The sequence below is a fragment of the Verrucomicrobiota bacterium genome, from assembly GCA_027622555.1.
In the GTDB taxonomy this organism is placed as follows: domain Bacteria; phylum Verrucomicrobiota; class Verrucomicrobiia; order Opitutales; family UBA2995; genus UBA2995.
The window spans coordinates 1-14649 of sequence record JAQBYJ010000124.1; the positions used below are offsets into that span (position 1 = coordinate 1).

A 14649-nucleotide genomic window follows, 5' to 3' on the forward strand; every position below is an offset into this window, starting at 1 on the left:
CATTACTTCTTCGTAGCCGACAATCTCACCAGTCGGTTCCTGTATGGGTTCCTTCGGGTGGCGCTTGGGCACGTCGAGCCATTGTTCCTCTTTGGCCAGGCGAACTTCAATGTCACGGATGGATTGGAAATACTCATCGATCTTATCCGTATCAGTTTTACTGAGATCGCGATTCATGCTCCGCGCGTTTTCCATAACCGTGTCGAGCACGCTACGTTTTTGCTGAAGCATAGCCTGACGCTGTTCCAGGGGCGTTTGATCGTCGGCAAACAATTTATGAAAGGCAGTTACCGGCGAGTTCAATCCTGCCATAGGTTTTCCTTGAGCATTCCACGCCATTGAAAGTCCGGGACCATGCCCTGAATCTTCCGCATTTTCGCAACCCAGCTGGATCGACGTGAAACGGGTTTCTTTTCCCAGGACCCCGGCAGCCACCTGGTCTGCGGAAATGGAGTTGTGGAAACTCTGTCCCGGTTCACCGTAACGATTGGCTCCCGTCAGATAAAAGGTACTGCCCCAGTGAGCTTCGGTTGAAAATTGGTTGGTCAGGTTTTGAATGATCGTGATGTCCTTTTGATGACGACTCAGGCCTTTGAGTCCTGCGGGTAGTATGTAGTCCGCGCCCGTGGTGTTAATGTCCGGATACCAGGACTCCTTCGTGGGCCCCCAACCGAAACTGAGGAACATCATGCGTTTGGGCGCAAGGGCCACCTGTGGTGAAGCGGCGAAAGCTTTGGTGCCAAATGACTCGAGAAAGGGTAGTGCAATGAGGGCGGAGCTGCTTCTTAGAAAGGCTCTACGCGTTTGCTTTGGCAAAGTTTGGGAAAATTGTGGTGATTTCATAGGTCAATTTACTTCTGTCTAAATAGATCGGATTGAACGAGAGCGTGGATGAAAGTGGGGGTGCTGTATTTACTTGATCTGGCTTGGGCGAGAATGGCTTCGGCGAGGTCGTAGTCCGTGAATCCGTATGGGCGACCAAGGCCGTATTCGATGAGGGCTTCGGTAAAACCTTGGGCAAAATCTGCTTCGTGTTCTGCCACTCGATCCCGTAGGTCAAAATAATTCGCGAACGGAGTTCCATCCGGTAAAGTGCCGCTCGGATCGATAGGATGGAATTTAATTGTTTCCTTCACTTTCTTTTCATCGGTTTCGACGCGCTCTTGATCGCGCCATAATCCGGCCGCATCGAAATTTTGAAGCCCGTAACCTATCGGATCTATCTTGCGATGACATTGAGCGCATTGGGGCTCTTCCATGTGAGCGACCTGAAGCGCCCGTGCCGGTAATAATTCGTCTTCGAATCGGCTGAGCTGAGGTACGTTGGCTGGAGCAGGTGGAGGTGGATCATTAAGGAGTTTGCGCATGACCCAGGCGCCGCGTTCAACCGGGGAACTGCGTTCACCGTCCGATCCCATCGCTAAAAATGCGGTAGTGCCCAGTAAGCCACCTCGGACATGATTGCGAGGGAGTTTTACTTTCCGGAATTCGTGACCCTCCACTCCTTCAATATCGTAATAATCGGCGAGCACATCGTTGATGACTACGTAGTCCGATTTGAGCAGGTCACCGATGCTGCGATTCTCATTAAGCAGGGTTTCGAAGGTGTGGTAGACTTCGTTCCTTGCCGACATCAATATGCTGTCGTCAAATTCAGGATACAATTCAAAGTTGAATTGGAAGAATTCAAGCCTGTCGAGATTCAGCCATTGATGAGTAAACCCTTTTATGAATTCCAACGCTTTCGGGTCGTCCAACATGCGGTTGGTTTGCCGTTTCAATTCGGCAGGATTTCCCAGTTTACCACTCCTGGCTGCCTTGTAGAGCTTTTCATCCGGCGGTGCACTCCAAAGAAAGTAGGAAAGTCGCACGGCGAGTTCGAGATCGCTGAGTTCCCGTTTGTGGTCGTCCGGATTGGGTTCTCTCAAGTAGAGAAAAGCAGGTGACGCTAAAACCACTGCGAGGGACTCCTTCAGGGCCTCCTCGAACGAATCTCCCAATACTCGGCGGCTATTGAAAAGAGAGACCAATTTGTCGAGGAAGCTCTTCGAAGGTTCCTGGATTCGGAAGGCTCTCTGTGCAAAACGTTCGATTATTTCAGCTGCGTAGCTTTCGGTTTGTTTGGCGTTGGGCCCTTTGAAGAAAATTTGTTGGTACGATTGGGTGGGCCATTTCTCAGTGAGCGGTCCCTCCCATTCCACCCAATCGATCCAGAGGGCTGGTTCGGTGGTGGGCTCTCCGCGTTTCTTAGCCAGCTTTAAGGCGTAGCGGGCGGCGTCTCGGCTATTGGGCTGACGTTCGCGAATACCAATTTCCCGGCTGGTGGATGAGGTAATGGTGATTGGGATTTCCAGGATCTCCGGGTTTTCCAGTGTTCCGGAAACTTTGCGATGTCCCAGGACCGCAATTTCTCCCTGTTGGGCTCCTTTTTCTATGGTTCCATATTCCAGAAAGGTTCTATGAGAAGGTGCATCGGCAAACGCAGCAACTCGGACGCGAAGCAGATAGCGTCCCGGAGCGGCCTTTTCAGGAAGGCTTGTTTTATCTACATAGGCTCCAGGAGTCGCCACGTAGAAAACGGCTCCCGTCTTCGTTTCCGGCTGGTCAAGATACCAGCGGTAGGCAGGACCTTGACCGTTGAATTGGCCTTCCTCGAATTTTACTCTAGATGAATCGATAAACCCGAAGTCCGTAGGCGACTGGGTTTCATCCTTACGCCATTGAGCGGCGCGTTCGTTGGCTTCGAACAGTTTGGTGTAACGTGTCATGGCCAGCTTTGTGGCTACCTCTTCTACCTCACGTTTCTCCCGAAACAGTTTTGGTTTTTGCGGACTTACAATGGTCTCGTCCAGAACACGGCGTGCAATGTTCAGATACTGCTCAAATTGATCGCTTGAGAAAAAGAGTGAAGCACCAACCGTATCGAATTCGCCTGGGCTGGCATCCTTGGGTAGTTCGGATGCATTCACCTCAACGCCAAGCAGATCTTCCAGGGTGTTTTCGTACTCGCGTCGGTTGAGGCGTCGCATGGTGATAACGCCGCCTGAATCGCTGAGGATTTTGCGAGCGGTGACAAGCTGATGCGATAGATCGTCCAGGAATTCCGTTTTTGATCCTGCTTCCGGTTGAGTTTCGTCTTCGGGTGGCATTTCACCTGAATTCAACACATTGAGCACCTTTTGCCAGAGCTCTGCCGTTTGCAGTGTAGTCATGTTGAACGGTAGGTCCTCCAGGTTTGCTTCGCCTTCAGGCTCTACCGAATCATGGCAGTCCAGACAGTATTGGTTGAGAAATTCAAAATGCTTCTCGGGCATCAGGGCAATGGGTGCCTCAGTAGCAAACGCACCGGATCCAAGACATAGGGAAGCCAATAATAGAATTGTTCGAATCGTTTTCACTTAGGGTAGAAGAATTTTCGAGGTAGATGAGAAGCATCGGAGAAATCTGCCTGCCCGGCAAGTATTCTCTTTGGGGCAGAAGCGACACTGAATGCGCTGGAATTAAGGCATCACCTCAGTGGCCCAGTCTTCGTGCAGTTTTGTAAGATGAGCCAACAGCTTGGGTTTTTCTTTGGCGTAGTCTTTTACTTCGGGCTTTTCATCAGACAAATTGTGGAGAGTGATTTTTGGGGTGTTTGTGCTTCGATTCATTTCGGAGATGAGTTTCCAGTCACCTTCACGGACTGCCCATTTGTCCTGCCAGTCGAAATAAAGAACGGGGTGGCTGGTCGGGGCGGTTGGGTTGTTGATGATCGACATCATACTCCGGCCATCGAGTTTCGCCTTTGGTTGTGGTAATCCAATCAAGTCGATCAGGGTGGGCATCCAATCCATGATTGTCACGGCCTGATCACGAACCGCACCGCTGGGAAGTGCTTTGGGATAATTGATAATGGCTGGAACGCGGATTCCACCCTCGAAGTAGTTGCCTTTGTGTCCGATCCATTTCCCTGTGAAGCCACCACCACCATTCGCGCTGTAGTAGTAGCCAAGCGGATACCCGCTGGTGTGGTTCTCAACGATCACGCCTTTGTTGTTTTCTTCCGAGTGTCCGTTGTCGCTGCTGAAAATGATAATGGTGTCGTCGCGGATACCGGAGTCATCGAGTTGTTTAAGAATGCGCCCAATCTGCGCATCAACGGTAGCCACTACCCGGGCGTAAGACTGGCGAGGCATTTCCAATTCAGGAAATGCCTCTTTGAATTCTCCCGTAGGTTGTTCGGGATAGTGGGGAAGATTAAATGCAACCATCATGAAAAACGGATCATCTTTATTCTTACCGATATACTTTACCGCCTCATCGATCATCATGTCCGGAAAGTATTCACCGCGACGCCAAATCTCTTCGTTGTCGTTGTAGAGGTCGTGATACCCTTTCCCGTGCATGAAGTGGTGTCGGTAGTTTTCGATGAAGCCCGACAGGTGTCCAAAGTGATGGTCGAATCCCTGGTCAAGCGGGCCATGTCCAACCTTGGCTCCTAAATGCCATTTGCCAAACAAGGCAGTTTTGTAACCTGCTTCTTTCATTACTTCAGCGATCGTGATTTCCGACGCAAACATGTTTGAATTTTGAATATCCGTTCCATTGCGATCTCCTTGCAGCCAGTTCTGCACACCTCCACGGTTCGGATGACGACCCGTCAGCAATGCCGCTCTCGAAGGACAACATACAGTGTGGGCATAGGCCTGGGTAAAACGCACACCTGTCTCGGCTAGCTTGTCCATGTTAGGTGTGTGCAGGTCCGTCGCTCCGTAGCAATTCACATCGAGCGTCCCTTGATCGTCGGTAAATAGGATCAGGACGTTGGGTTTGTTTGCATTGGAATTGCTGATTCCCAATGCAAACAAACAAATGAAGATTGCTGATTGAAGATTGGAGAATGAAAACTTCATTTGCCGGTGCGTTGGTTGTGTTTGGCGGTTATTAGTGACTTCCCGATTATATTTCCGAGTTGCTCACATTCATCCAGAATTCCTCCCACTTGTTCGGCCTTCAAAAGCTCAGCTTTTTTGATCATTCTAATCCAAGTCCGTGATTCTCGTAGCTCTTTTAATACAATTCCAAGTTTGTGGATAAAGTCCTTTTTGCTCTCGGCAGCGGTCGCCTCTGAGTAATTGGGTGCAGGTGAGGTCCCCGACCGAAAAAGTTGGTTTGCGATATGCCTTCCCAATCGGGTCTCGGGCAGAGCATCTACAAGTTTGCCAATCCGTACTGCAAAATCCAACATCCGATCTTCGATATCCGAGCCTTTATTTTTCATTTTTCTGTTTTCAATTTAACTTCTAATTTTCAGCACTCTTTTCAAGAGTGCTGTTCGCGTTTTTAAAAATGTCTCCGTTAGTACCGAATGGTACAATCGAATAGGATGTATCCGTTTGTTTGATTTGCATGTAATCATCTAACTTGCCTTGGAGGAAGGCCCGAGTGTTGGTATGCTGACTTGGGTTTTCGACCACCTCCATACTGTAGCGCGTTTCATTGCTGGTCACCGGCACTTCATAGAAACGTCCATCTTCGTGTAGCCGGAAGCGGTCGTTGCGGACAAAGTAACAGTCTCCCTCAAAAGCCATATTGAAAAAGTCTCGGTCCTTGCCGGGCTGATTAAACAGGTTGTGAGACAAATCCATGCCGTCGATATCGTGATCGATGGGAATTCCTGCGATGGATGCTATGGTTGGCAACACGTCCATGAGGGTGAAGAACTCCGACCTCTTACCTGAGGGGATCTTACCGGGCCAGTGCGCTATGAAGGGCACTCGTGTGCCTGCTTCATTCATGGTGCGTTTGCCTCCACGCAGGTGGAAGGATCCAAGTTGGCTGGTCAGGTTTCCCCCTGTTCCGTTGTCGCCGGTAAATAGGACCAGGGTATTATCCCGAATTCCAAGATCTTCAAGTTTGGCCAACAACCTTCCAATGATGCCATCCATGTAAGTCACCATGTGTCCGGCTATACGTTCGTTTTTTCCAAGATTTTCCGGATACTTGCTTTCCGCCAACGCTTTGAGTCCGGGTGGGCTTACGAGGGGACCATGTATAAGATTCATCGGAAAGTAAGCGAGGAATGGTTGCTCCTGGTTCCGCTCCATGAACTCGATAAGGAAGTCGGCGTAGTAATCGGGTCCATAGACGTCCTTTCCGTGAACGACATGTTTCCCGTTCTCCCAGTTATTGGGGGCATAGTAACGACTCGGTCGTTCGCCGTCCCAATACTGAACCCACAGGCAATGCTCGTCGAAGCCGTGAGAAGTGGGTTGATCGGGGTAGGTTTGAAAATCGCCCTGGTGCCACTTCCCCGCGATGGCTGTTTTGTAACCCGCTTCCTGAAACACGTGCCCGAACGTTTTTAAATGAGCAGGCAGCCGGTTGTTCTTTTCCGGATCATCGGGACTATCCATACGCTCCATGATTCCTGTACGATTCGGATACAAGCCCGTTAAGATCATCGCTCGAGTTGGACTACAAACCGGTGTGGCGAATGCATTCTCAAAACGTGCTCCTTGTGCTGCCATGCGGTCCAGGTTTGGGGTTTGGTAAATCGTGTTGCCGTAGCATGCCAAATTCTCAGCACCCAGGTCATCGGCCATGATAAGTAGGATGTTGGGATTAGCTTCACATTGGAAAGCAACCAATAAAAATAGAAAAATATTTCTTAACCACGAATGGACACGAATGTACACTAATACATTGTTTGTATCTCCTTCTATGATTTGTGTACATTCGTGTCCATTCGTGGTTACTTTCTTCATCTTATTCGGTAAGAAAATGTTAGTTCCGTGGCCAATCGTTCTGAGCAAAGGCTGTTTCTTTAATTTGTTTTTGGAGTTCTTTTTCAAGGTCGCCTAAGACGGATCTGTATTCAGGAAGCGTGGACAGGTCGTTGATCTGCTCCGGATCTTTTAGACGATCAAAGAGTTCGATGTGTTCGTTGATTTTTAAATAGGTGTAGCGCTCAGTCCGGATACCGTAATGTTTGGGTCCCGCACTCCAGTAACTGTAGAGCGAAGATTTGCGCCAGTCCCGAGGTGCTTTTTCGCCAGCCAGCATACCAGCAAAACTATCTCCTTGCATCTCGGCCGGGGTGGGTAGACCAACCAAGTCCAATAGGGTCGGTGCGAGGTCTACATTGACGCAGATGCTGTTGTTGACCGTTCCGGGTTTGATCATGGCCGGATAGCGGATGAGGAAAGGCATACGAATCGAAGTTTCCAGGATCAGTCGTTTGTCATACATGCCATGTTGCCCCAGCCAGTAGCCTTGATCCGAGGTATAGATGACGATCGTGTTTTCTTCCAGGTCTTCGCTTTCCAGATAGTCGAGCACCCGTTTGAGATTATCGTCGTTGCCCTGAATGCAACGGATGTATTTGTGAATCATGTGCTGGTAGGCGACACGGATTTTGTCGCGGTCGTTTTCAGGGTCGTGCTCCCACATGGCGTCGGGCTCTGGATCATTGACATGCCGGTCGTAGTAACCTTCAGGCTCTTTATTGGTATTACTTCGCGTCATGTGAAACTTGGTCTCTGCCAGGAACTCTCTCTTAAGCCTCGAATTGCTGTTATGCGTATCCTCGTAAAGTGTAGGCGGCTCTGGAATTTCCACCCCGGCCAGGAGGTCGTCATAGCGTGCGGCATGTCCGTACTCATGGTGGGGTGCCTTAAATTGGAGTGCTAAATAAAACGGTTTGTTTTCGTCGCGATCTTTCAACCAGTCCAGTGCTATGTCGGTATATACATCGGTGGAATAGCCTTTGCGATTCCAGGTGCCTTCAGTGCCGTTGAAGGTCGGATCGAAATACTTGCCCTGTCCTTTTACCGTCATGTGTTTGTCGAAGCCGCGGATCTCTCCTTGCAGATGCCATTTCCCGACAAGCATCGTTTCGTAGCCGCCCTTTTGCAGTTCCTCGGAAAGCCAGGGCGAGGTGTCGTTGATTTTCCCATTCAGGTTTTTAACTCCGTTTACATGGCTGTATTGGCCGGTTATAAAACTGGCTCGACTGGGGGAGCATATGGAGTTGGCACAAACAAAGTTGTCGAAGCGCATGCCATCTCTTCCAAGAGAATCGATGGTGGGTGTTGTTGCGTAATTTTTTAAGTAAGAACCGTAAGCGGATACGGCTTCCCAGGCGTGATCGTCGACCAGGACGAAAACGATGTTTGGTTTGTCCTGAGCTTGCTGAATGGGGTTGTCGGCAAAAGCGGTGGATATCCCGAGGAGGCATATACTTACGGTATAGATGATCACTAACATCTGCTGTAGGAGCGGGTTTATCCCGCGATCTTTCTTAGACCGTACCGCGCAATCGCGGGATAAACCCGCTCCTACAGTTTGAGCAATTGTTCGTAAGTCTTTCTTAAGATACATATTTAAAATCCAGGTGTATTTTATCGTTCGGGGTAGATCCCATTTTCGGTGATGGCTTTAAAGTTTTGTGTCAGGTTATTAACTATATCGGTCCGAGCATGCCAAAGATCATTCGTTTCATAGGGATCCGTTTCGAGATCGAACAAATAGCCGTGTCCTTCTTTCGGTTGTACGCGTCCCTCTCCATGTCCGAAGACAATTTTCCATTTCCCGGAGCGCATTGCATAGGCGGAGTTTGAATGATGAATGATCGCCGGGCGTTGAACCATCGGTTGCCCCAGCAAAGCAGGTAGCATTGTGAAACTATCTTCGCCGGCACCGGATGGAAGTGTTTCTCCAATCACATCTGCAAGGGTAGCGAGCATATCGGTAAAACAAAAGGTATAATGGCTTACTGTTCCAGCAGGTATATTGCTCGGCCAACGTGCCACAAACGGAACACGATGCCCGCCTTCCCAGACGCGGCCTTTACGTCCTCGCAAGTCGCCCATGGATTTGTGTCCGTTGGTGATTTTTGCGGTACCTTCCGATTTGCCGAATTCCAGTGAACCGAGAAGTGGCCCGTTGTCGCTCGTGACAATAATCAGGGTGTCATTGGTCAGACCGAGTTCCTCGAGCTTTTTTGCGATTTGTCCGGTTGCCCAGTCCACCAGCCAGACCATATCCCCGCGTATGCCAGCTTCAGACTTTCCCTGGGCAAAGTCGGCAGTAACATGAGGCGAGTGAGGGGATGACAGTGGCAGGTAGAGGAAAAAAGGCTGCTCTGGATTTTGTTTGTGCGACTCCTCGATGAAACGGAGTCCCCACTCTGAAAAGCTGACATCGACTGTTTCGTTCACCCAATCCGGTGAAGCCATGCCGCTTCGCCAGCTTCCGTAGGGATTGCGATAGCTGGCATTCTCCATGCCGAGCATGACTTTATTTTCTATGAAACAGAACGGTTCCTGGTCGGTGGAGCAACCTGCGGTGTAGAACGCTCGATCGAATCCCAGCTCTTCGGGACCACCAAAAACAGGCGCGGATAAATCAATGCTCTCGCTAATGGTCCGGTCCGGCTCGGGTCCACCTGGCCAGGGAAGGGGTTTTTGAAAATCAACCGACTTACCACCTTTCGCAGTAAAACCGAGCCCCAGATGCCATTTGCCAGAAATAGCCGTCCGGTAACCATTCATTTTCAGAAATGAGGCAATCGTCATTCGTTCGGGCTCAATCAAGGGCGGCTCCCAATTAAACAGCACTCCGGTCTTGAGTTTGCCTCGCCAGCTATAGCGCCCGGTCAATAATCCGTAGCGAGAAGGTGTGCAAACTGAGTCTGCCGAGTGTGCATCTGTAAACCGAATTCCCTCCTTCGCTAATTGATCAATATTTGGAGTAGTAATACGTGAACCTGTATTGTAACAGCTGATATCTCCGTATCCAAGATCGTCAGCGAATACTAATACGATGTTTGGTTGTTGAGCGGTAGCGAAACCGGGAAAAACTGGGATAAGGAGAATGCAAAAAACTAATAGAAATTTATTTAACCACTGATAGCACTTATGAACACTGATAGCTTTGAATGGTATGCTTTCTTTATTGGCGTTCATCAGTGGTTGGTCTTCTCCATACAGATTTGCTATTCTTTATCCGTGTGAATCAATTATATCAGTTTTCGTTAGCGTTATCGGTGGTTCTTATCTTTTGCTTCGAGCTGCGGCACGATCTCTTTCAAGTTGGTCGAGCGCTGCGTTTCCTGTCCTTGGATTGTCTCCTATATCGTTGGGATTGTCGCCTGCTTGTTTTTGAAGCTGAGCCAGTTCGGATTTCAATGAAATCAATCTATTAGCCCAGGCTGGGTTTTTCGAAAGATCATTCATTTCAGTTGGATCGGACCGAAGGTCATAGAGTTCCCATTCATCGCGGCTATCATAGTAAACCAATTTGTGGTCGTTGGTTCGCGTGCCCAGGTGGCTTGGAGTATCAAAATGCGAGAAATAGTAGCGGTAGTAAAAAGCATCCCTCCAATCTTCAATTCTCTCACCCAACAGTATGGGTAGAAAACTGCGGCCTTGCATGTCACCCGGAATCGGATGTCCCACCATATCCAGGATCGTTTCCGGATAGTCGAGATTCAGGATCATTTCCTCCCTGACTTGACCGGCGGTTATTTTTCCGGGCCAACGAACGATGAGCGGTACGCGCAACGCTTCTTCGTGGATAAAACGTTTATCGTAAAGCCCATGCTCACCCAGGAAGAATCCCTGGTCTGCCGTGTAAATGACTATCGTGTTCTCAGCCAGTCCTGACTCGTCAAGGTAGGCGAATACCTTGCCCAGGTTATCGTCGATTCCTTTCACGCATCGCAAGTAACGTTTCATGTATTCCTGATAGACAAACTTGCGTTTTTCAAACCCTGGTTCCATCGCCATTATTTCTGGCGTGAAATTCATATGCCTCTGTGAACTAGCGATGTTTTGCAGTGATTGATCCAGGGCGGGAGACCTTCCAGAACTATGGTCTAGGAGATTGTCGGGCTCGGGAATTTCCACATGCGCCAGGTAGTCATCGTAGCGGTGAGCGTGCTGCCAAAGATCGTGCGGCGCTTTGTAGTGAAGCATGTAGAAAAATGGACGGTTTGGTTCGCGAATTTCCTTAAACCAATCGAGGGCTTTCTTGGTAATAATGTCCGTCGAATGCGAACCCGGATTAGCCGTTCTTTTCCCCTGCACCACAATTCCGGAAGGGTCCTCGTCGCCCATCTCAACGAACTCCGTATCGTGATACTTCCCTTGGCCTGGAAGAATTGACCAGTGATCGAAACCGACTGGATTGGTGTGTAAATGATACTTTCCAACAATCCCAGTCTGGTAACCGTTTGCCTGCATGTATTTTGGCAGTGTTGGTTGACTCTGGTCGAGGCCGGTAAATTTATAGACGCCGTTTAGGTGTGAATACTTTCCGGTCATGATGACCGCGCGACTCGGCGTGCATATCGAGTTGGTTACAAAGGCGTTGTTGAAACGCATCCCTTCACTGGCCAAACGATCCAGATTTGGAGTCGGTGCCACCTCTGCTAGCCTCCCACCGTAAGCACTGATCGCGTGGGCAGCGTGGTCGTCCGACATGATGTAGAGAATATTGGGCTGCGCAGATTCTAAGATTACAGATGTTGCGAGAAAAAATAATAGGGATCGAAGTTTAACTGTCATGGATGTTTGAGGTGTTCGGTTTCGAGTACCTGTGGGTATTATCAATTTATATTCTGATCATCAGAACCAAGTTGATGAATGGTGTTTTGAATTTCGCCTTCCACGGACTCTCCGTTTTTACCTTTGAGCTTATACTCTATGGACATTTGCCAAACTGGTTCGATACCGGGAAGTTCGATGGTTAAGGTTTTTCCGTCTCGCGAGAGAGATGCGTCGGAGACATCGAGTGTTTTTTCGTCGTAGTGGTCTGAACCGTAATTCGCCGATCTTAACAAAGCCCAGGTGCTTACGGTGAATGCTTCTTCAACCGACGAGATTGAGCCAGGATCTATTGGTTCGGAAAATGTGATTTCGATTCGTCCCTCTTTGGCATTTAATCCTGTAGGTAAATGACTCGGCTTTCCCGTAGCTCGAATGCGGTAGAATCCTCCCACCTGATGCATCTGCGCGGTTCCCCAGGCAGACATTCCACAGAGGTATAGGTCGCCGTTTCCTGGGTGAAAACGACCACGCATGGTGCCAGTCGGGAAATCGGGAATAGGCAGGCGGCAAAGCCCTCCCTGCGGTTGTCCGTTAATAAATTCATGAGGGACAATCTCCAGTCGACCGTGGCCGTAGGAGAGATTGAGTAGTTTGCCGTTTAGTGGTCCCCAGTTTTTACTATCGACCCAGAGTAGCTCGGAAGGGGAGCGATCAAAGCCTTTATCCACCCACGCAAGCGGTTGCTCCATGGCTGAATTGGAGGTATCCTCCCCTACGCCGTAACCCCACATGTTGCCATAAAATTTGCTGCCGGGTCTTACCCAGTTGATGCGGTTCATCGGGTTCCAGTGACCTTCCTGATCGGTGACAATAAAACTTCCGTCCGGATTGATGCACACGCCATTGGCGGCTCGAAAGCCGTTGGCTATGATCTCGGTATTCGAACCATCAGAGCTCACTTTTAAGAGCGTACCGTGATGAGCTACCAAGGGCGGGCGGGCATGCCGTCCACTTTTCGCATAGTAGAAGTTTCCTTGGGCATCGGTCTGCAAACCCATGGCGAATTCGTGAAAGTGTTCGCTTACTTGGTGGTCGCTGTTGAAGTTTTCATAAAAGTCCATTTCACCATCGCCGTTCAAGTCGTGCAGGCGCACGAGCTGGTTCCGGCAGGTGACGAAGATATCGCCGTTCACGATCTTGACTCCCAGCGGTTGAAAGAGGCCTGAGGCAATGCGTTTCCAGGTGGCGGTGGTCGCTGCTTCGTCGGCGATGCCATCGACTTTCCACACGTCTCCATCCCAGGTGCACAGGATGACCGACTGGCCGCCGGGCGTAAATTCGACGCCGGTGGTGCGCAGCCAGCTCTTCCAGGGATTTCCCTGGGGAATGGCAAAGCTATCCCATTGGAAAGGACCTTCCTGGTTTCCCCGAATGATCGGCGAAGCAATGGCTTCCGGCCATTGGGATGGGCCGCCGCGGGTAAAACGTTTTAGATCGAGTTCTGAAGAAGGAATATCCGCCTTCGAATCCCCCCAGACGAAGGCCAGATTCAAGGGAGTGGCCTTGGCTGGAATGGTAGCAGTCACAAAACCGTCCCGTTCCCGAATACTGACGGCCTTGGTTCCCTGAACACCTATGGGCGTTCCGCGGTTTGCCAGGCGAAGGGTGAGGTCTTTGGCGGATTTTCCCACGTTCAGAATTCGGAGGATATTTCCGCCTTCTGTTAGAACGTGGCTTTCCATGACCTCGGCCCTGCCCACGGTATAAGCCATGACGGTATGATCCCCGTCGCGGTAGAGACCTTTATAGTGTGCCCATTCGCGGGGCAGCGGACCAAAGCGACGTCCGTCGAGACCCACGAAACGCGGATCCTCAAAACTGCCGTTATCCGGGTTTGCCCAGCCTGGGCCATCTTCAGTTTCAAACAAGAGATTCCCAACCGTTCGCGGCCAATACCAATGCTGCCCATCAAAGTTGATTCCCTGCCAATCCGTGAAACCTTTCCCTGTCCAGGCTCCTGCGACCCGCAGTGTATCGTGTTCGAAGGACAACCAGGTATTCCCTTCCGAAACACCCCCTTTGCCGGGGTCGAGCCGAATACTGATCGACTTGAATGCTATGTTCGCTCCCGGCTCCACAAAGCCACGCGCTGTTTCTCCCTCGGGGAACCGGTAGCGTGAGGAAGAACCGGGAACGATTTCAACCGTCCCAATCAGAAAAGTCCCATAATCCATTTCCCGCCAGGGCTCGCGCTTGACAGGATCGGGACCTTTCTCCGTTCCCTTCGGCAAGCCTGCCAGGTAAGCATCGGTCACTTCAGAATACTGGGACGGATTATGCTCTTTCAGGAAGTGGTCCCGGATGTATTGAATGACCGCATACTTTTCCCGGGGAACCATTTGCATTTGCGGTGCCATCAAACGCCACCCGCGGGTTATCGTCTGGTATAGGGTATGGGGATCGTTTCCATGTTGAAAAACGCCCTCGCCAAACCGCAGCGAATTGGGGATCGATCCGGGCAGGTTGATGTCCCCATGACAGTTGTGGCAGATCTGTTGATAAATCTCCCGCCCTTGTTCAATAGTCTTTTTACTGTCGTCGAGTATAAAGGCCTTGTGGTCGATTTGGGCTTCGTACCCGGGCAGGGCCGACTCGGGCAGAAGCAGGGTGCCGGGCTGCGGTGCCAACTCTTGTGCGAAACTTCGGAAAATGATTACCAAACAGAAAAATACAAGGAGTAGGGCTTTAGACATATGGGTATTACTACAGATTTTGAAATTATTACCCGTATTAAACCTTCTGGAAGGAATAAAACGACGAAATTATCGATGTGGTTTATTCCTAAACTTCCGAGTGAACTGTAATTTTCCCGTGTCAAAGGAAAAACCGGAAGAAACCTGAATGACTTCCCCTTTTCCAGGTTAACCAAAGCCTGTGTCAGAAATTTTTATACCGGTTGAAAAAATTATCCGGGCAATTTTCGTGGGTCACGGAGTATTTACGTAATCTCCCATTCCCCAAATCATTCTTCCGTTCTCTTTTATTAGGGTGCCCATCAATCAAACTCCGTAGAAAGGCTATAAACAATGACAAGTAACTATACGCGCCCCATCAATCT

9 protein-coding genes are annotated in these 14649 nt (G+C 49.9%); all 9 read right to left on the reverse strand.

Going from position 1 to position 14649, the window contains the following annotated elements; genetic code table 11:
- A partial coding sequence (locus tag O3C43_21425) for a DUF1552 domain-containing protein (GenBank protein MDA1069056.1) occupies positions 1 to 843 on the reverse strand: 843 nt, incomplete at its 3' end.
- Positions 844 to 851: 8 nt separating this feature from the next.
- Positions 852 to 3398 carry a DUF1592 domain-containing protein gene (locus O3C43_21430; protein ID MDA1069057.1) on the reverse strand — a complete coding sequence of 849 codons (2547 nt, stop codon included), beginning with the start codon at positions 3396 to 3398 and terminating at the stop codon, positions 852 to 854.
- A 102-nt stretch (positions 3399 to 3500) separates the two neighbouring features.
- On the reverse strand, positions 3501 to 4892 hold the full coding sequence (locus tag O3C43_21435) for a sulfatase-like hydrolase/transferase (protein ID MDA1069058.1): 1392 nt from the start codon (positions 4890 to 4892) through the stop codon (positions 3501 to 3503).
- Entirely contained in the window at positions 4889 to 5260 is a 372-nt protein-coding gene (locus tag O3C43_21440) for a four helix bundle protein (GenBank protein ID MDA1069059.1), read from the reverse strand. Before O3C43_21440 ends, O3C43_21435 begins: the two co-directional genes overlap by 4 nt.
- Before the next feature lie 22 nt (positions 5261 to 5282).
- Positions 5283 to 6746 carry a sulfatase-like hydrolase/transferase gene (locus O3C43_21445; GenBank protein ID MDA1069060.1) on the reverse strand — a complete coding sequence of 488 codons (1464 nt, stop codon included), beginning with the start codon at positions 6744 to 6746 and terminating at the stop codon, positions 5283 to 5285.
- A gap of 19 nt (positions 6747 to 6765) precedes the next feature.
- Positions 6766 to 8247, reverse strand: coding sequence for a sulfatase (locus tag O3C43_21450; GenBank protein MDA1069061.1), 1482 nt, complete (start codon positions 8245 to 8247; stop codon positions 6766 to 6768).
- A gap of 134 nt (positions 8248 to 8381) precedes the next feature.
- Positions 8382 to 9947: an arylsulfatase gene (locus tag O3C43_21455; protein MDA1069062.1), complete on the reverse strand. Its 1566-nt coding sequence runs from the start codon at positions 9945 to 9947 to the stop codon at positions 8382 to 8384.
- 87 nt (positions 9948 to 10034) lie between these two features.
- The gene (locus tag O3C43_21460) at positions 10035 to 11549 is read right to left on the reverse strand and encodes a sulfatase (GenBank protein ID MDA1069063.1); all 1515 of its coding nucleotides are present in this window, start codon (positions 11547 to 11549) and stop codon (positions 10035 to 10037) included.
- Between the two features lie 41 nt (positions 11550 to 11590).
- Positions 11591 to 14284 carry a c-type cytochrome gene (locus O3C43_21465; GenBank protein ID MDA1069064.1) on the reverse strand — a complete coding sequence of 898 codons (2694 nt, stop codon included), beginning with the start codon at positions 14282 to 14284 and terminating at the stop codon, positions 11591 to 11593.
- Positions 14285 to 14649: the final 365 nt, after the last annotated feature.